We start from the raw sequence: 18,263 nt of genomic DNA, 5'->3' as shown, positions 1-18,263 counted from the left end.
GCCAAGAGGAGGAGAGGCGCTCTCTTCAGTCGTAAAATGGGCCACGTCGCCATCGTGGCGCAGCCCCAGAGGAGACTACTTCGCCTGCTGCGGGCGCATATCATCCTTGGAAATGCCCGCGACCTTGACCGGATTTTTCATGGCGTCGCGGCGGAACGGCTCGCCAAGTTCCTGGTTGATCATGGCCTCGATCAGGGTGGTGATGCCGTTTTTCTGATCCTTGATGGCCTGATCCAGTGCCGCGGTCAACTCGTCCTGAGTGCGGGCAACCACGCCTTTCAGACCACACGCCTGGGCGATCCCGGCATAAGACACCTGGGTGTCCAGCTCGGTGCCGACGAAATTATCGTCAAACCACAGGGTCGAGTTGCGCTTCTCCGCACCCCATTGATAGTTGCGGAAGACGATCTGGGTGACCGCAGGCCATTCCTCGCGACCGATGGCCGTCAATTCGGTCACGGCAATACCAAATGCGCCATCACCCGAGAAGCCCACGACCGGCACGTCCGGACAGCCGATCTTGGCGCCAACCACCGAGGGCAGACCATAGCCGCAGGGACCAAACAGCCCCGGTGCAAGGTATTTGCGACCCTCTTCAAACGATGGGTAGGCGTTGCCGATGGCGCAGTTGTTGCCGATGTCGGACGAGATGATGGCCTCTTTGGGCAGCGCCTGTTGGATTGCCCGCCAGGCTTTGCGCGGCGAGAGCCAGTCCGGTTTGGCCGCGCGGGCGCGCTCGTTCCAGGTGGTGCCCGGATCGTCCTGTTCATGATCCATTGAGCTCAGTTCCTGTGCCCAGGCCGATTTGGTCGTGGCAATCAGGTTCAGGCGTTCGTCGCGTCCTGCATCCCCTGCGGTCTCCGAAAGCTTTGCAAGGATGGTGTTGGCGACTTGTTTGGCATCCCCCACGATCCCGACATTGACGGGTTTGGTCAGACCAATTCGATCCGGGTTGATGTCGACCTGAATGATCTTGGCCTGTGCCGGCCAGTAGTCGATCCCATAACCGGGCAGGGTTGAGAACGGGTTCAGGCGGGTTCCGAGCGCCAGCACCACATCGGCCTTCGAAATCAGCTCCATCGCGGCTTTTGACCCGTTATACCCAAGGGGGCCCGCATGCAGGGGGTGGCTGCCGGGGAAGGCATCGTTGTGCTGATAGCCACAGCAAACCGGAGCGGAAAGACGCTCGGCCAAAGCTTTGGACGCTTCGATCGCTCCGCCGATGACCACACCAGCGCCGTTCAGAATGACGGGGAACTTGGCCTCTGACAACAGCGCAGCAGCCTGATCCAGCGCCTCAGCGCCCCCTTGCGGCAGTTCGAAATCCACAATGGCAGGCAGGTCGATATCAATCACCTGGGTGAAATAGTCGCGCGGCACGTTGATCTGTGCGGGGGCCGAGTTGCGCTTGGCCTGCATGATCACCCGGTTCAGGACTTCGGCCATACGCGATGGGTCACGGACCTCCTCCTGATAGCAGACGCAATCGGCAAAGGCGCGCATCTGCTCCATTTCCTGAAAACCGCCCTGGCCCATGGTCTTGTTGGCCGCCTGCGGCGTCACCAGAAGCAGCGGGGTGTGGTTCCAATAGGCCGTTTTAACCGCAGTCACGAAGTTGGTGATGCCGGGGCCGTTCTGGGCAATCATCATCGACATCTTGCCTGTGGCACGGGTGTAACCATCGGCCATAAAGCCGCCAGATCCTTCATGGGCACAGTCCCAGAACGTGATGCCCGCATCTTCAAAAATGTCCGAAATCGGCATCATTGCCGACCCAATAATCCCAAAGGCATGCTCAATCCCATGCATCTGCAGAACTTTTACAAAAGCTTCTTCCGTCGTCATTTTCATGATGGATTTCCTCTTCTCGCAAGCGGTGGCAAATGCGCCTGTTTTCTGACTTGATGATAGGTCGTGAGAACAGGCGCAAATAGGGCCAGTTGGAAATCTGAAATATAACCAGTTAGCGCAGTTTCTCGATTTCCTGAGCGATCAGGGAAATCCCTTTTGGGATGCGGTCGGTCGGAATTGAACTATAGGCGAGGCGATAGAAGTTTCTTGGCCGGCCGCTGCCGGCGAAAAAGGGCTTCCCGGGTTCGATCAGCACCGATTGCGCTTTCAGCAGCTCGGCCAGCTCGGTTGTATCCACGGACACAGGGGCTTTCATCCAAAAGGCGGATCCGCCAAAAACACCACTGCCAGAAGCGGTTAGGCCATGTTCCGAGATGGCCTGCTCCATGACGTTTCGGCGCGATTCGTAGGCTTTGCCAATACGCCGGATCAGGGCATCGTAGTGACCGAGAGAGAGGAAATATGCGACGCTGCGCTGGATCAGGCCGGGGGGGTGGCGCAAAACGGTCGAGCGCAGGGCGCGGGCTTCGCGGATGAACGGTTCGGACCCGACCATATAACCAAGGCGCAGGCCGGGAAAAAGGGATTTGGAGAAACTGCCGACATAGATCACGCGCCCTTCCTTATCCAGCGATTTGAGGGCAGGGGAAGGGGGTTGCAAAAACGACATCTCGAAGTCGTAATCATCCTCAACCACCAGCGCATCCAGCTCACGAGCGCGATCCAACAGGCGTTTCCGGCGTTCCAGTGGCATGGTCGCAGTTGTCGGGCTTTGATGGCTGGGGGTGGCAAAAATCACGTCCGTCCCATCCGGAAGCGCCTCTGGCGGCAATCCATCCGCATCTACGGCAATGGGTTCCAGATGGCAGCGACTTTGCATAAGAATGTCGCGCAGAGAATAATAGCACGGATCTTCGATCGCCGCTGTCCGGCGCTGCGTCAACAGGATCTGGGCGGAAAGCCAAAGGGCGTTCTGCGCCCCCAGCGTGATCAGAATTTCTTCAGGACGGGCCAGAATTCCGCGGCGGGGAAGGATATGTCTTGCGATGAATTCAACCAGCTCTGGATCATCTTGGTCATAATAATCCCGAACCATGGAATCATGGTCTTTCTGGCCAAGCGCCTTCAAGGCACAAAGACGCCAGGAATTGTGGTCAAACAGGGTTTCGTCAGACTGGCCATAGGTGAAGGGGTATCGGTTCTGCCTCCAGTTCTGCGGCTTTTGCGGGGTGCTGACTTCGCTGAAGGAATGTCCGATGGCCCGGTTCCAGTCCACCTTGTCCTCGGTTCGGTGTCGCGGTTGGAAAGACGGAGGTTCTGGAGCATTTTCAGATATATAGAACCCGCTTCGTCCTTTCGAGGAAAGGTAATCCGAGGCCTGAAGTTCGGTATAGGACAGGGTCACCGTAATTCTGCTGACCCCCAAATGTTTGGCAAGGGCGCGGGTTGACGGAAGTTTTTCACCACGTGGCAAGCGACCGGACAGAATTGCCTCGGCAATCATCTGCTGGATCTGCGCCTGAAGCGTGCCTTGTGCGTCAGGGTCCAGAAAAAATGTTTCGACGGGAACAGACATGAATTCACTATATACTGGACTTAACTGAGAAGCAATCTGGACTTGTTGTTAAAGGCGTGCTCAAGATGCCTGTTTTCGACCTTTCTCCAACGCCCAGGTCAGGTTTTGTTGAACGCTGGGCCATTCGGATGCGATGATGGAATACACAACAGTGTCGCGCAATGCCCCGTCCGGTCCGAGCATGTGGCTGCGCAGGATCCCGTCGCATTTTGCGCCCAGTCTTTCGATGGCCACCCGACTTTGTCTGTTCATGAAATGGGTGCGAAACTCGACGGCAATACAGTCCAGGCTCTGAAAGGCGTGGGTGAGTAACAGGCGTTTGGCCTGCGTGTTCACGGGGCTGCGTTGCGCTGATTTACAATACCAGGTCGAGCCGATTTCGACACGTCGGTTGGCGGCGTCAATATTCATGTAGGTGGTCATTCCAACAGGCTTGCCATCTGGTGTGAGAACCGAAAAGGGCAGCATTGATCCCGCATCTTGCAGCGCTAGGCGGCGTGTGATCTCAGCCTCCATCCTGTCCGGGGCAGGGACGGATGTGTACCAGAGCCGGTAGATTTCGCCATCCTCAACGGCCTCTTGCAAGCCCGTCAGATGGTCATGGGAAAGCGGTGCAAGAGTGACGTCCGTGTCGGATAGGGTGACGGGGGGGCCACACTTTTGGGATCCTTTCAGATGTGATGCTGCCTGAGCATCAAAAAAGGCGGACCTCTCTGCAGGGTCCGCCTTTGTCTGATTTCACCCGTCCAATTTGACTGGACTTACCCGAAGATTTTGCCCAGTGCGCGGTCAACCGTATCAGTGATCCGGTCAATATCATCGGCCGTGGCAATCAATGCCGGGCTAAAGCAAAGGGTGTTGTTCAGCCCCGGAATTGAACGGTTGGTGGCGCCGATGATCACGCCCTGCGCCCCGCATTCCGCCACAACCGCGCCAACATCCTTTTCGGCAGCCGGTTCTTTACTGCTGCGATCCGAGACCAGTTCGACGCCAAGGAACAGGCCCTTGCCCCGCACATCACCGATCACCTTGTGCTTTTCCATCAGGGCTTGAAGGTTGCCCAGCATGCGCTCGCCCATATTGGTGCAGTTTTCCAGCAGGTTTTCGTTTTCGATGATTTCCATGTTTTTCAGGGCCGCCGCCGGACCCGCGGTGCAGCCCCCGAAGGTGGAGATGTCGCGGAAGTAGTTCAGCGGGTCAGACATGTCGTCCTTGAATAGGTCAAACACCTCTTCTGTGGTCACGCAGCAGGCAATTGCGGCATAGCCCGAGGCAACCCCCTTGGCCATGGTCACGATGTCCGGCTTGACGCCATATTGCTGGTAGCCAAACCATGTGCCCGTGCGTCCGACGCCACAGACCACTTCGTCGATATGCAGCAGGATGTTGTATTTCTTGCAGATTTCCTGCACACGGTCCCAATAGCCCGGGGGCGGGGTGATCACGCCACCGCCTGCGGTGACCGGTTCAAGGCAGAGCGCACCCACGGTGTCGGCCCCCTCGGCCAGAATGACCTCTTCAATCGCGTCAGCGGCGCGTTTGCCATATTCCTCACCCGACAGATCCCACTGTGCGCGATATTCCATGCAATGCGGCACGCGGATGAAATCGGGCGCGAAGGGGCCGTATTGTGCGTTGCGCTCATCCTGACCGCCTGCGGACATGGTTGCCAGTGTGGAACCGTGGTAGTCGCGGTCGCGGTAGAGGATCTTGGTTTTCTTGCCGCCATAACGTTTATGGGCGATCTGGCGCACCAGCTTGAACGCTTTCTCGTTCGCCTCGGATCCTGAGTTTGTGTAATAGACACGGCTCATACCCGGCATTTTGGAAATCAGGCGTTCGGAATACATCGCCCCGGGAATGGACCCGGCGGAACCCGCAAAATAGGGCAGCTTGATCAGCTGATCGCGGATCACATCGGCGATTTCGGTGCGGCCATAGCCCACGTTCACGGTCCAGACGCCCCCCGAGACGGCATCCAGATATTCCTTGCCGTTCTGATCCCAGACCGACATGCCCTTGCCTTCAATGATGATGCGCGGATCGCTGGTCTCAAACGGTTTATGTTGCGTCAGGTGATGCCAGACATGTGCCTTGTCGGCTGCAACCACTTTGCTGATGTCATTGTCGTTCATTCCACCATCCATGACAGGACCTCCTGGGGTTGTGCCGGGAGGAGGCTTAAGGGGGCCTGCTGCCTGGCGAGTTTGTCTATTTCTTGATCAAATTATCAGCCTAAAATGGGGGTAAAAACATAGGGCCAAAAGTTTGTTTGATTAGGTCCAGATTTCTGCCCCTAGTGCATAACGAAGCTTGGGAAGGGATGACCCTTCTGCAAAATGGATAGCAAACAGGTGGTCAGGCCGGCCCCTTTTGCCAGTCACCTCTGGTTGGGGTCGAAATCCCGTTCCAGAAACGTGATGATCCAATCTGCAAACACCCCATTGTCTGCCCCTAAGGGCAACGATTTCCGCGCAGCGTCGATCACTTCTGTCGGCTTGCTGTCGGCCAATGTTTCAACTAGGGCGGCAAAGGATTCGTTGCTCATTTCGGGGTGGCTTTGGGTGGTGAAGATGTGGTCGCCGATGACATAGCCGGCGATGGGGCAGTCTTGATGGGACATGGTAGTTGTCGCCCCTTCCGGGAGCTGCGTCACCTGATCATGATGCGAGGCATAAAGCCAGATACGTGCCGCTGGCATCCAGGGCGGGGGCGCGGTGATCACAGTTTCGGTTGACCCGAGCACCCATCCATTTGGATTGGGGGACACTGCACCACCCAGAGCGGTTGCGATGGCCTGATGGCCAAATCCCACGCCCAGAACCGGGCGTCGCTGGCTTACAAGAAGGTGAATGTAATCAAATAATTGCCGAAGCCAAGCCGCGTCATCCAAGACCGATTGGTCGCGGCCGCCAATGATCCAGGCATCAAATCTGTCCATGTCCTTTGGGAACTGTCCCTGATCGACGGTAAAAGAGGAAAAGACCCAATCCGGGCGCTTTTTGGCGAGAAGCTTCAGCCATTTCTTACCGTCACCAGAAAGGTCAAACGCGAAATCGCTTTCATCAGAATTGGGGCTTAGGATGGCGATGCGCATGACGTCTCCGAGGTTACCTGCAACGTGTTTGGGTGGCTTTCGGGCGGATGTCAAACCGTGGAGGGCATCGTGCCCCACTTCCGGGCCCTGCGTGGTCATCGGATCACGCATGAAAGATGTGGCCGCGGAGTGTTTTGGAACCAAAGTGTCTATGTCGCGGTTTCTGCACGAAAAGCGGATCGAGCGGATCAACAAGGGGCGCTAAAAGGGGACGAGATCAAAGGCTCTCTTGCCGTGGTGCAGCAGGGCGATACCGTGCTGGAAATCGGAATTGGTCTTGGTGTGGTTGGGGGGGAAGATAACGAAAAGCGCCGCCGTGTTGACGTGCCCACCCGTGATTTTGACACCACCGCGTCCGAGATTGGCGCAAATGTGCTGGAGTTCCCCCCTAAGGTCTATGGTGTGGGGGGGATGCAGGAATGCAAGAAAATCCTGACCGGGGAAGGGTTTGTGAAGCAAGAGGGTGTTTCGACCCGGACGGTCTGGACCTGTGTGTGGGACGCGGGCTGATCTTACGCGGTCGTAGATGTTTTCGGAGGCGGTGAGGCACGCGAGGCCACACCGCTTCCCGCCTGATCCATCGGGGTGCCTGCCGGATCTTGTAATACCTGCCCCGTGCTCCCCCAGAAAAAACGGGATCGGCCTCCGGTTTTTCAGCCATTTTTTGCAACGCACCTGCGCCGGACTTGATCTAAGGCAAGGCGGAAGAATTCTTAACGCGTAAATTCAAACGGCCTCACCTCGGTGGGGTGTTCTGTATTGGGCAATACGGGGGAGCGAGGCGCAGCCGCACAAACCTGTGTTGTTTAGGAGGGTGCATGTCGCATTTGACGTTTGAAAGCAGCCCTGAGCTGGACAAGGTTGCCAATCACGGTGCCTTGGCAAAACGCCTGTGTGACGCCCTGCCTGTTCCCGGAAAGCACCTGTCGGGTGGTGTTCGGTGCACGGGTATCGGCGCCAATGAGCGGCCCATCACCGAAGACGCAGAACTTTGTCACGTCCTGAACAGAAGACTGAGACAGGGACCGGGCCGGGACGATGCTATGCGCGAAGGTGTCGTCGATTGCTCTTACGCAGCGGTGAAAACCGCGCTCACCCCACAGCCGGGCAATGCGCCCGTCAGTCTCAGCCTTCCCGTCCAGGGGATCGAAACCCGGATGTGCCGAACGGGATGGCCCCCCATCCCAGGGGCGCTCCGAGAGAGGACCAATTGATGAAAAGTCTTGATCGCGCCCTGCCCATTGCTCTTTTGCACGCCCGCGAGGCCACGCTGAAACCTTTCCGCCACGAGCTTGATCAGATCGGGCTGACGGTGCAGCAGTGGCGCGTGATCCGCGTTCTGGCTGAGGGCAAACCCTGCTGCGCCACCGAACTGGCGGAACGCTGTGTGCTGATGCCGCCCAGCCTGAGCCGGATCCTGAAAAACCTCACGGAACGGGGCTATATCGAGCGGGTGGATGACAGCGATGGCCGTCGTCGCCGGGTCAAGATCGCCCCCGCTGGTGAACAGAAATACGCAGAGATGTCTGCCAAATCCGCCGTGCTTTACGAAAACCTCGAGGGGCGGTTTGGCGAAGAAAAGATGGAAACCCTGCTGGATCTTCTGACCGAACTGCGTGAGGTGGCTGAGGTCCACTGACCGGATTTTGCCCAGGCGCAATCCGAACAGTGCGCGCTGGTTTTCGGACAAGTTGCGCGCCAACAAACATGTGACGCTGCGGCCTGCTTGCGGGTCGCGCCGTTTCGCTTACCCTTGGGGCATAGACGGGGGCACAGACGGGGGCAAAGAGGAGCGGACCTATGAGCGATACACCAGACGGCAACATCATCCTGCGCACGCTTGCGATGCCGAAGGACACCAATATCGCGGGCGACATTTTCGGCGGATGGGTGCTCTCCCAGATGGACATCGCGGGCGGCGTGCTGGCCGCGGAACGGGCTGGCGGGCGCGTGGCCACCGTGGCCATTGACGCGATGAAATTCATCTCTCCGGTCAAAGTGGGCGACGTTCTGTGCATCTACGGCCGCGTCGGCCGCATCGGCACCACCTCACTCGCCATCCACTTAGAGGCCTGGTCCGAACGCGACCGAGGCCGGTCGCAAACCCGCGTGACCGAAGGCGTGTTTGTCTTTGTGCATCTGGATGAGGCGGGGAACAAGGTGGCGGTGCCGGGTTAATCTGCCCTGATACACTCAATCAGATAGTGTTCGAAGCTATCCCAGAGCCCGATGAGGTCCTCTCGGCTCATTGAGAAGCTACTACTATGGATTACTCGGTTGAGAGCTTCTAACTCTCGTGGAGAACTGGTGTCATTCGATACGCGGTGAAGATCTCTCAGCTCTTTGTCTGTGATTTTTCCTGCTGCTTTCAAATCATCGGTAGCACTGCGAACATCTTTCGCCAGCTTTCCACTAAGACTAATGCCTTTGAGATTAAGGTATTGGTTGGTAGTTAGCTCAATTAGAACGCGGAATGCGATTGCGATGGTAAGCTCATGTCGGGAGAGTGTGAGTTTGAACTGAAGCTCTTCCCAAAGCCTTTGAATTTTGCCTTGCCTAGGCTTCCATTGAACTTGGCTTGCGATGCTGTTTGGTATCAGGGTGTCACGTCTTGGCGGAGATTTTTTTTGGGGTGCTTTGCCGTTGCTGTTGGAAGAGGTGTTAGAGTTGTGTTTATGTGGAGTGGAGAGTAACCCTGACTGCCTAAGTTCTTCGAAATAGCTGTCCACTCCTTCAGAATCTAGAATTCGCTTAAGCGTGACATCTTTGGATATGATGTCATTAGCGATTTTTGTGAGAACGGTCAGCACTTCGTCTTTTGGGCGTTCTAGTTTTAGTTTGCTATCCTGAGTTAAAGACACACCAATCAGTGACTGCCTCTTTTTTGCATTCACCAGCCTGTAGAGCGTTGAACGACCAACTTTCTCGGCGTCGGTGAAGCCCTCCGCTTTAAGAAAACCTTCGATTGCCTCTGCAATAGGATACTGGTTTGTGCCCCCAACTCGATTTGCGTGATTTGCCTTCGCTCGTGTGTCCCAATCTAACTGGCCACGCCCACCGTCAGTGCCGTTGTGCCTTCTGCTCAAAGTGACGTCTATCAAGCTTTGGTCAGTTTCAACTTGGCAATCTACTTGGTAATTTTCGGATACTGAGAATTGCTCAGAGAGTTTTCGAAACGCAGCTCTAAACGCTTGGGGCGTTCTTTCTGGATCATTAATCAGTTTAAGGCATGTGACACGTCGATTTCCGTCGTGAACAACGAAATCTCGCCCGTTGGGTTTTACAAGCGGGGCATTTAGAATCCGACCTTGTTTCGCAATATCTGTAGCAAGCGCTAACATATGCTTGCCTTTATTGGTGAATAGCCATGCTATAGCAGCATCTTCGCTTGGCTCGGGGCCGTGTCGATCATTTGCTTTGTTTACGGATAGGCTTTTTAGTGGAATAGACTGAAATTGCATGCACATACCATTCGAGATTGTGCATGCAACTTAGCATTGTAGAAGATGCCATTCAAGCTTAGGTGGAGTGGGGATTTATCTCGTAAACTTCTTATGCTTCAACCGTTTGGGCTCCAGTGCATCCGGGCCCAGACGCCGTTTCTTGTCCTCTTCGTAATCCTCGAAGTTGCCTTCGAACCACTCCACATGGGCGTCGCCTTCGAAGGCGAGGATATGGGTGCAGATCCGGTCGAGGAAGAAGCGGTCGTGCGAGATGACCACGGCGCAGCCGGCGAAATCCACCAGCGCGTCTTCCAACGCACGCAGCGTTTCCACGTCGAGGTCGTTGGTCGGTTCGTCAAGCAGCAGCACATTGCCGCCCTCCTTGAGCAGTCGCGCCATATGCACCCGGTTGCGCTCACCGCCTGACAGCAGGTTCAGTTTCTTCTGCTGATCGCCGCCCTTGAAGTTGAAGGATGAACAATAGGCGCGCGAGTTCACCTGTGCGTCGCCCAGTTCGATGATCTCAGCGCCCCCGGAAATCGCTTCCCAGACCGTGTCACCATCGTTCAGGTCATCACGCGACTGATCGACATAGCTGAGTTTCACCGTGTCGCCCAGTTCAACCGTGCCCTCGTTAGGTTGTTCCTGACCGGTCAGCATTTTAAAGAGTGTCGATTTACCCGCGCCGTTTGGACCGATCACGCCGACAATCCCGCCGGGGGGCAGGGAAAAGTCAAGGTTTTCAATCAGCAGCTTGTCGCCCATATGTTTCTTCAACCCGGTGACTTCGATCACCTTGCCACCCAGACGCGGGCCGTTCGGGATGACGATCTGGGCGCGGCCCACCTTGTCACGCTCGGACTGGCTGGCCATTTCATTATAAGCGGCGATCCGGGCTTTCGACTTGGCCTGACGGGCTTTCTGGCCCTGACGCATCCACTCCAATTCGCGTTCCAGCGTCTTTTGCTTGGACTTGTCTTCGCGTGCTTCCTGCTCCAGCCGCTTGGCTTTTTGTTCCAGCCACGACGAGTAATTGCCTTCGTAGGGGATGCCCGACCCGCGGTCGAGTTCGAGGATCCAGCCGGTGATGTCATCCAGGAAGTAACGGTCGTGGGTGACGATCAGGATGGTGCCTTTGTAGTCGATCAGGTGCTGTTGCAGCCACGCGATGGTTTCGGCGTCAAGGTGGTTGGTCGGCTCATCGAGCAGCAGCATGTCGGGCGCTTGCAGCAGAAGCTTGCACAGGGCCACGCGGCGTTTCTCACCGCCCGAAAGCGTGGTGACGTCGGCGTCATCCGGCGGGCAGCGCAGGGCCTCCATCGAGACGTCGATCTGCGCGTCCAGATCCCACAGGTTCTGCGCGTCGATCTCATCTTGCAGTTGGGCCATCTCTTCGGCGGTTTCGTCCGAATAGTTCATTGCCAGCTCGTTGTAGCGATCCAGAATGTCCTTCTTGGCCTTCACGCCCAGCATCACGTTGCCGCGCACATCAAGTGACGGGTCCAGCTCCGGCTCCTGCGGCAGATAGCCGACTTTGGCCCCTTCGGCGGCCCAGGCCTCGCCGGTGAAATCCTTGTCGATCCCGGCCATGATGCGCATCAGGGTCGACTTACCGGTGCCGTTGACGCCGACCACACCGATCTTCACGCCGGGCAGAAAGCTCAGGCGAATGTTTTCAAAGCATTTCTTGCCACCCGGATAGGTCTTGGAAACGCCGTCCATGTGGTAGACATATTGATAAGCGGCCATGGGTATGCTCCGTTGAAAGTCGCGGTTTGCGCTGGTCTAGCGAATGTGCAAGGAAAGGGCAATTGAGTTCAGAAGACTTTCAGTTTTGCAAAATGCTTTTCGAAAGAAGAAGCCCGGCGAAACTTCCAATCATTACGTTGCGCCAAGAAGATCCAGTTGCCGCACCCAGAAGTGCCCCGGTTGTAATGCCAATGAGTTGTGTGGATCTTGCTCTGCCGCCACAGATAAAGTTCACAAACTGCTCACAGTTCCAGTTGAGAAGATTGTAGCGCGTTCCTAGGTGATTTCGGGCTTGTTGGAGGCGCTCAATGCCTTGAGCGGGTGTCGCTGGAATGTCGCGGATCTGAACTTTGTTGCCGTTAGAAAAGTCTTCCAAGCTGCGTTCTGATACGCATCCCGTCCTGGGGCTATTGTCGATGACCCTCCCGTTTCCTGCGTAGATTCCAAAGTGCATGACGGGTGGCTTAGAAACAATGAGGGTTGTTCCGGGTGGACAATTATTTATATTCATGATGTTCTCCTATAGGGAATATTGTCATCTCGCATATTTGCGAATATAGAAAATATGCGAGATTTGCTTGGGGATGTCAATGTCAGAAACACGAATTTCACATCGTGATGCAATTTTTGGTCAAACTGTTGTTCTGCTGCGGAAAAGGTATGGATTGGAGCAAGGAGATCTGGCTGAACGTTCAGGAATGAGCCGTGCGGCGCTTTCGCGGATTGAGCGTGGAGATAGCAGTGCGACGATACACGCAATGACGGAAATCGCCAGTGGTCTGGGGATTACTCTAGGACAACTAGTCAATGAGTATGAGGGCGCGGAAGAGATACTGAAGACGCAGAACGTTCAGATCGTTTCTAAGGCCGAGGCAAAAAATAGTGGATCAGCACTTGCACTTGTTGGTCTTGCTGCTCTGGCTATTCTTTTGGCAAAAAAGTAAATATTTTCAATGCGCCACGAACTTCCATATGCTGCGCCCGGTCAGGTGATCGGGCTGTTGGGGGGGTCTTTTGATCCCGCCCATGAAGGCCATGCCCATATCACGCGTGAGGCGTTGAAGCGGTTTGGGTTGGATCGCGTGTGGTGGCTGATCTCTCCGCGCAACCCGTTGAAAACACGTGGTCCCGCGCCAATTGGAAGCCGTATGGCGCGCGCGCGTGAAGTGATGCAACACCCGAAGGTTGAGCTGACCCGGATCGAAGAACACACCGGAACGCGCTATACCGCAGATACCATTGCCGCCTTGCAACGGCTTTATCCGCAGGTGCGCTTTGTCTGGTTGATGGGGGCAGACAATCTGGCCGGGTTTCACCATTGGGACAATTGGCGCTGGATCATGGACCATGTGCCGGTGGGCGTGATTGCCCGGCCCGGTGACCGGGTGCAGGCGCGCATGTCTGTCGCTGCGCTCATCTACCGGGATGCGCGCCTGCGCGGGCGCGACGCGCAGCGACTGGCAAACAGTAAAGCCCCGGCCTGGACGCTGATCAACGCGCCGATGCGGGATATTTCTTCGTCGCAGATCCGCGCAAAAGGGCATTGGTAGCGGCACGTCTCATGTGCGCTTCCCGCGTAAGCCCCCGTGCATGCCCCTGTGCAGACCCCGGTGCGCTCAACGGTTGAAATGATCTTCGTGACGGGGTTTACTCGTCAAAGAAACTGCATAGTACGAAGCCCTTATGAAAACACCAATCACACGGCGTGGTCTTCTGGCCGGGCTTGGCGGCGGGATTGTCACGGCCGCCCTTTCTTCGACCGCGATAGCTGAGGCCCCCACCGCAAGCCCTGTGCCAAAGCTGCGTCCGGGCGGGGCGGCCAAAGCTGCAATTCCCGGTGTTGAAGCGCTTCTGGAGCAGGCGAAACTTTCGGGGAAAGTGGGGTTTGTCGTGGCGGACGCCCGCAGTGGGCTGGTGCTTGAGGCACGCAATGCCGATCTGGGCCTGCCGCCAGCCTCGGTGGCGAAAGTGGTGACTACCGCTTACGGGCTGGCACATCTGGGGCAGGGGTATCAGTTTTCCACCCGCGTTCTGGCGACGGGTCCCGTATCCGGCAGCAGGTTGAAAGGAGACCTTGTCCTGGTGGGGGGGGCGGATCCTTCCCTTGACACTAATGCGCTGGAAGGTCTGGTCAAGGCACTGAAGAAAAAAGGAATAACCCGTGTGGACGGGAAGTTTCTCTTTTATGAAAACGCCTTGCCGTATCAGCGCTCGATCGACCCGGACCAGCCGGATCACCTGGGCTATAACCCGTCTGTGTCGGGTCTGAACCTGAACTACAATCGGGTGCATTTCGAATGGAAACGCACCGGGGAAAGTTATTCCGTGGCGATGGATGCTCGGTCGGATCGGGTGCGTCCCGCGGTCAGCACGGCGCGGATGCAGGTGGTGAACCGGGATCTGCCGGTCTATACCTACAAAGCGTCTGCCGGGATCGACAATTGGACCGTGGCGCGTGGCGCGCTGGGCAAAGGGGGCTCTCGTTGGTTGCCCGTGCGCAGGCCGGGCCTTTATGCGGCGGATGTGTTTCAGGTTTTGGCGCGCGCGCATGGGATTGCCCTGCCAAAGCCGGGGGAGCTGCGCTCCTTGCCGGGGGGGACGGTTCTGGTTGAACATCGCAGTGCGGATCTGGCGGCTGTGTCGCGCAAGATGCTGAAATATTCCACCAATCTCACGGCGGAGGTTGTCGGGCTTTCAGCCTCAAAACAACGCGGTGGAAAGCCCCGCACCCTTGCCGCATCCGGCAAGATGATGAGCGATTGGGCAAGAGAGAATTTGGGTGCAAAATCAGTGCGTTTTGCAGATCATAGTGGCCTGTCCGATGCCTCGCGCCTGCCCGCAAGGGACATGGTGTCGATGCTTGTGAAGCTGGGGCCGGACGGGGCGCTGCACGGGTTGATGAAAGAGATTACGCCGCGTGGAAAGGATGGTAAGAAACTGGCGGGAGCCGGGCACGCCATCCGTGCCAAAACCGGCACGCTGAACTTTGTTTCGGCCTTATCAGGCTATGTCACCACGGCGGATGGCACGCTGCTTGCCTTTGCGGTTTTTACAGCCGACATGGGCAAAAGGCGGGCGGTGAAACGCGCCGATCGCGAGCGGCCTGCAGGGGCGAAAAGCTGGAGCGCGCGCGCCCGCTGGCTCCAGCATCAGTTGATCAATCGTTGGGCGGCTCTTTACGGAACCTGACGGGATTAAGGGCGTGCAGGAATAGTCACCGCCGCCTGTGATGCGGGGCGGGACCAGCAGCGGTCAAACCACTCCATCACATTGGAAAACTTGGATAATTCTATTTCCTCTGCCGCATCATAGCCGGTCATGGTCGCTCGGATCCAGGGCCATGCGGCAATGTCTGCGATGGTGTAGTCATCGCCCATGATATAGCGCTGCCCGTCAAGGCGTTGATCGAGCACCGCGAGCAACCGCTTGCCTTCGTTCAGATAGCGATCCCGCGGTCGCTTGTCGTCAATCTCTTTGCCCGCATAGGCGTGAAAAAAGCCAAACTGCCCGAGCATCGGACCAAGACCGCCCATTTGCCACATCAGCCATTGGAGCGTTTCTGCGCGCCGGGCAGGATCCGTCGGCAAGAATTTCCTAGATTTTTCAGCAAGGTAAGTCAAAATGGCCCCGCTTTCCCACAGCCCAAGAGGCGCACCATTTGGCCCGTTGGGATCAATGATCGCGGGGGTCTTGTTGTTGGGATTGAGGGACAGGAACTCGGGGGTGAACTGATCATCGGTTCCGAAATTTACCAGATGCGGTCATAGTCCAGCCCGGTTTCCTCAAGCATCGCACTGACCTTCACCCCGTTTGGTGTGGGCAGCGAATAGAGCTGGATCACGTCCGGACGCGTGGCTGGCCAGCGATTGGTAATTTTAAACTTTTGCAACATGGTTTTCCCCAAAGTTTAAACTTTCAAAGGAGGAAAAGCCGAAACTTTAAACTTTTGAAAGTGGTGTCGCGTTGTGTTGACGCCGGATATGGGGCAGGCAGGTCGCCCCTTCAAGGTGACGAGACGTCACGGAGTTGTGAGTGCCTGCGCGTGGGTGCCGCGGGCGGGGTGCTCGACATGAAACTCGACATGATAAAGGGGCCGCGCGGCCCCTTTGCTTTGCGTTAACTGAAACGTGCCGCCTTACAGCACCATATGCCGTGCCCGTGCGCCGCGCTCAATCGCGGCGGCATGCAGCCGGTCGATATTGAGCTCATAACGGATCTCTTCCAGAATGCGCAGTTCCGGCCCGTGCAGCACGCCGTCTGCCGCAGCCACATCGCAGGCCAGCGCATAGGCGGTTTCCCACAGGTGTTCGGGCAGGTTGTCACGCACCAGCCCAAACAGCGCATCCAGCCCATCTTCAACCGCAAACAGGTCAAACACGGTCTGCGACACGGTTTTCATCCGATCCGGGTCATAGCTGGCGAAAACGGGCAGGTGATTGACCACGCGTTCGATGGTCAGAAGTTCGGCAGAGGTGATCTCTTCATCTGACGCGGATACGGCCATCATCACGGCCACCAGGCTGTCCTGGGCGGTCAGGGAATGGGGGATGTCTTGCACTTGGAATGCTCCTTTTGTTGCAATGCAGAATATTGACCCTGCGCGCCCTTATCAATAGGGAGTGGAGCCTAAGGGCAAACCGCCCGGAGAAATAAAGGAAACAGCAGATGACTGATCAGATCAGCCCTGAAATGCGTGAGGCCGCGATGGCCTCGAAAGCCTGGCCCTTTGAAGAAGCGCGCCGGGTGCTTAAACGCTATCAGAAGGGCGCGCCTGAGAAGGGGTTTGTGCTGTTTGAAACCGGCTATGGCCCGTCGGGTCTGCCGCATATCGGCACCTTTGGCGAAGTGGCGCGCACCACGATGATCCAAACCGCGTTTGAGGTGATTTCGGACATCCCCACCAAGCTGATCTGTTTTTCGGACGATCTGGACGGGATGCGCAAGGTGCCGGGCAATGTGCCAAACGCCGACAGCCTGCAGGAGCATCTGCAAAAGCCGCTCACCTCGGTGCCGGATCCCTTTGGCACGCATGAAAGCTTTGGCCATCACAACAACGCGATGCTGCGTCGCTTTCTGGATACGTTCGGGTTCAAATACGAGTTCTACTCGGCCAAGGAATTCTATGAGAGCGGCCAGTTCGACGAGGTGTTGAAACGCGCGGTTGAGAAATATGACGAGGTGATGGAGGTGATGCTGAAATCCCTCCGGGAAGAGCGTCGTCAGACCTATTCGATTTTCCTGCCGATCCACCCGGAGACGGGCCGTGTGCTTTATGTGCCGATGAAAAAGGTCTGCGCCGAGACCCACACCATCACCTTTGATGACGAAGAGGGCCGCGAATGGACCCTGCCGGTCACGGGGGGGCGCGTGAAGCTGCAATGGAAGCCGGATTTCGGCGCCCGCTGGGCGGCGCTGAATGTGGATTTCGAAATGTATGGCAAGGACCACAGCACCAACACGCCGATCTATGACAAGATCTGCCGCATTCTGGGCTGGCGCGCACCTGAGCATTTCACCTATGAGCTGTTTCTGGATGCCAATGGCCAGAAGATCTCCAAGACCTCCGGCAACGGGATTTCAATCGACGAATGGCTGACCTATGCCTCAACCGAAAGCCTGGCCTATTTCATGTATCTCAAGCCGAAAACGGCCAAGCGGATGCATTTTGACGTGATTCCCAAGGCGATGGATGAGTATCACCAGCAGCTGAATGCCTATCACAAACAGGACCTTAAGGCGCAGTTGAACAATCCGGTCTGGCATATTCACGGTGGCGACGTGCCGGTGTCGAATATGGTGGTGCCGTTCTCGATGCTGCTTAACCTGGCGTCGGTGGCGTCGGCCCATGACAAGGCGCAGCTTTGGGGCTTCATCCAGCGCTACGCGCCTGAGGCCAGCCCGGAAACCCATCCGGATCTGGATGCGGCGGCAGGGTATGCGGTGAAATATTACGAAGATTTTGTCGAGCCGGAAAAGGTGTTCCGCCTGCCCACCGATCAGGAGCGTGCTGCCATGGCCGATCTGGCCGCGGCGTTCCGTGATGGTGACAAGGCCTTGGAACTGATTGCCAAGAAGAACGAGATTGTCGGCAATGATGACCCGCTTCCGCACGTGGATTTCACCTCCGATGAGTTCCTGCAATCCATCGTCTTCGCCGTGGGCAAGGTGCATGGGTTTGAAAATCTGCGCGAATGGTTCCAGGCTCTTTACGAAGTGTTGCTCGGTGCCTCCCAGGGCCCGCGTTTTGGCGGCTTTGCCGCGCTTTACGGCGTCGAAGACACTGCCGCGCTGATTGACCGCGCACTGGCCGGAGAGCTGGTTGGGTAAACCAATCCGCCCCTAAAGCGTTTCGCCTTATTGTTGAGACACAATAATGAGGCGAAACGCTCGAAATCTACTGATGTTGCGGTCGTTTCGGAATCAACTTGTGTCTCAAGTTAATCTCGAAACGCTTTAAGAAAACGAAAGGCAGGCGGCTTTGCGCCCCTGCCTTTTTTCTTGCCATAAATACCTCGGGGTGAGCGCGCAGCGCGAGGGGCAGCGCCCC

Annotated in this window: 17 protein-coding genes and 1 pseudogene; 8 read left to right on the top strand and 10 right to left on the bottom strand. The window is 56.8% G+C overall.

The genetic code is table 11. The annotated features are described in order from the left end of the window. Positions 1-75 precede the first annotated feature (75 nt). The 5 genes from xsc to AKJ29_RS06880 form a co-directional block, all read right to left on the bottom strand. Positions 76-1,851, bottom strand: a complete 1,776-nt coding sequence (gene xsc / locus AKJ29_RS06900) for a sulfoacetaldehyde acetyltransferase (protein WP_055189326.1) — start codon at positions 1,849-1,851, stop codon at positions 76-78. A gap of 112 nt (positions 1,852-1,963) precedes the next feature. Then, positions 1,964-3,427 (bottom strand): MocR-like pyridoxine biosynthesis transcription factor PdxR, encoded by a 1,464-nt coding sequence (pdxR, locus tag AKJ29_RS06895; RefSeq protein ID WP_055189324.1) that lies wholly within the window; start codon positions 3,425-3,427, stop codon positions 1,964-1,966. A 60-nt stretch (positions 3,428-3,487) separates the two neighbouring features. After that, a complete protein-coding gene (locus AKJ29_RS06890) occupies positions 3,488-4,102 on the bottom strand; it encodes a GNAT family N-acetyltransferase (protein ID WP_055189322.1) in 615 nt (204 codons plus the stop codon). Between the two features lie 86 nt (positions 4,103-4,188). After that, positions 4,189-5,574, bottom strand: a complete 1,386-nt coding sequence (locus AKJ29_RS06885; RefSeq protein WP_055189321.1) for an aminotransferase family protein — start codon at positions 5,572-5,574, stop codon at positions 4,189-4,191. Positions 5,575-5,807: 233 nt separating this feature from the next. Further along, positions 5,808-6,524, bottom strand: a complete 717-nt coding sequence (locus AKJ29_RS06880) for a type 1 glutamine amidotransferase (RefSeq protein ID WP_055189319.1) — start codon at positions 6,522-6,524, stop codon at positions 5,808-5,810. Between the two features lie 129 nt (positions 6,525-6,653). Here AKJ29_RS06880 and AKJ29_RS06875 point away from each other — a divergent pair, with 129 nt between their 5' ends. From AKJ29_RS06875 to AKJ29_RS06860, 4 genes are all read left to right on the top strand, one after another. Further along, a complete protein-coding gene (locus tag AKJ29_RS06875; protein WP_055189317.1) occupies positions 6,654-7,034 on the top strand; it encodes a hypothetical protein in 381 nt (126 codons plus the stop codon). A 308-nt stretch (positions 7,035-7,342) separates the two neighbouring features. Further along, on the top strand, positions 7,343-7,738 hold the full coding sequence (locus tag AKJ29_RS19215; RefSeq protein WP_055189315.1) for a hypothetical protein: 396 nt from the start codon (positions 7,343-7,345) through the stop codon (positions 7,736-7,738). Next, positions 7,738-8,163: a homoprotocatechuate degradation operon regulator HpaR gene (gene hpaR / locus AKJ29_RS06865; protein WP_055189313.1), complete on the top strand. Its 426-nt coding sequence runs from the start codon at positions 7,738-7,740 to the stop codon at positions 8,161-8,163. The genes AKJ29_RS19215 and hpaR overlap by 1 nt, the downstream gene beginning before the upstream one ends. Before the next feature lie 161 nt (positions 8,164-8,324). After that, a complete protein-coding gene (locus AKJ29_RS06860; protein ID WP_055189311.1) occupies positions 8,325-8,702 on the top strand; it encodes an acyl-CoA thioesterase in 378 nt (125 codons plus the stop codon). Here the strand turns inward: AKJ29_RS06860 and AKJ29_RS06855 are convergent. From AKJ29_RS06855 to AKJ29_RS18645, 3 genes are all read right to left on the bottom strand, one after another. After that, on the bottom strand, positions 8,699-9,985 hold the full coding sequence (locus tag AKJ29_RS06855) for a hypothetical protein (RefSeq protein WP_139231365.1): 1,287 nt from the start codon (positions 9,983-9,985) through the stop codon (positions 8,699-8,701). The genes AKJ29_RS06860 and AKJ29_RS06855 overlap by 4 nt on opposite strands. A 75-nt stretch (positions 9,986-10,060) precedes the next feature. Next, positions 10,061-11,716 carry an energy-dependent translational throttle protein EttA gene (gene ettA / locus AKJ29_RS06850; protein ID WP_055189307.1) on the bottom strand — a complete coding sequence of 552 codons (1,656 nt, stop codon included), beginning with the start codon at positions 11,714-11,716 and terminating at the stop codon, positions 10,061-10,063. Between the two features lie 79 nt (positions 11,717-11,795). Continuing rightward, a complete protein-coding gene (locus AKJ29_RS18645; protein ID WP_082392542.1) occupies positions 11,796-12,227 on the bottom strand; it encodes a lecithin retinol acyltransferase family protein in 432 nt (143 codons plus the stop codon). 79 nt (positions 12,228-12,306) lie between these two features. On the opposite strand from AKJ29_RS18645, the gene AKJ29_RS06845 reads away from it, so the two are divergent. The 3 genes from AKJ29_RS06845 to dacB all read left to right on the top strand — a co-directional run bounded on the left by AKJ29_RS06845 (position 12,307) and on the right by dacB (position 14,905). Further along, positions 12,307-12,660: a helix-turn-helix domain-containing protein gene (locus AKJ29_RS06845; RefSeq protein ID WP_161805381.1), complete on the top strand. Its 354-nt coding sequence runs from the start codon at positions 12,307-12,309 to the stop codon at positions 12,658-12,660. A gap of 9 nt (positions 12,661-12,669) precedes the next feature. Beyond that, entirely contained in the window at positions 12,670-13,266 is a 597-nt protein-coding gene (locus AKJ29_RS06840; protein ID WP_074963667.1) for a nicotinate-nucleotide adenylyltransferase, read from the top strand. Positions 13,267-13,399: 133 nt separating this feature from the next. Beyond that, entirely contained in the window at positions 13,400-14,905 is a 1,506-nt protein-coding gene (gene dacB, locus AKJ29_RS06835; protein WP_055189303.1) for a D-alanyl-D-alanine carboxypeptidase/D-alanyl-D-alanine endopeptidase, read from the top strand. 5 nt (positions 14,906-14,910) lie between these two features. Here the strand turns inward: dacB and AKJ29_RS06830 are convergent. Beyond that, a pseudogene (locus tag AKJ29_RS06830) lies at positions 14,911-15,608 on the bottom strand (glutathione S-transferase C-terminal domain-containing protein). A 243-nt stretch (positions 15,609-15,851) separates the two neighbouring features. Next, positions 15,852-16,274, bottom strand: coding sequence for a tellurite resistance TerB family protein (locus AKJ29_RS06825; RefSeq protein WP_074963668.1), 423 nt, complete (start codon positions 16,272-16,274; stop codon positions 15,852-15,854). Positions 16,275-16,381: 107 nt separating this feature from the next. Here AKJ29_RS06825 and AKJ29_RS06820 point away from each other — a divergent pair, with 107 nt between their 5' ends. After that, the gene (locus AKJ29_RS06820) at positions 16,382-18,043 is read left to right on the top strand and encodes a lysine--tRNA ligase (RefSeq protein WP_055189300.1); all 1,662 of its coding nucleotides are present in this window, start codon (positions 16,382-16,384) and stop codon (positions 18,041-18,043) included. Positions 18,044-18,263 lie beyond the last annotated feature (220 nt).

Source organism: Aliiroseovarius crassostreae (genome assembly GCF_001307765.1).
In the GTDB taxonomy this organism is placed as follows: Bacteria; Pseudomonadota; Alphaproteobacteria; order Rhodobacterales; family Rhodobacteraceae; genus Aliiroseovarius; species Aliiroseovarius crassostreae.
This window is presented reverse-complemented; position numbering and strand designations above follow the sequence as displayed.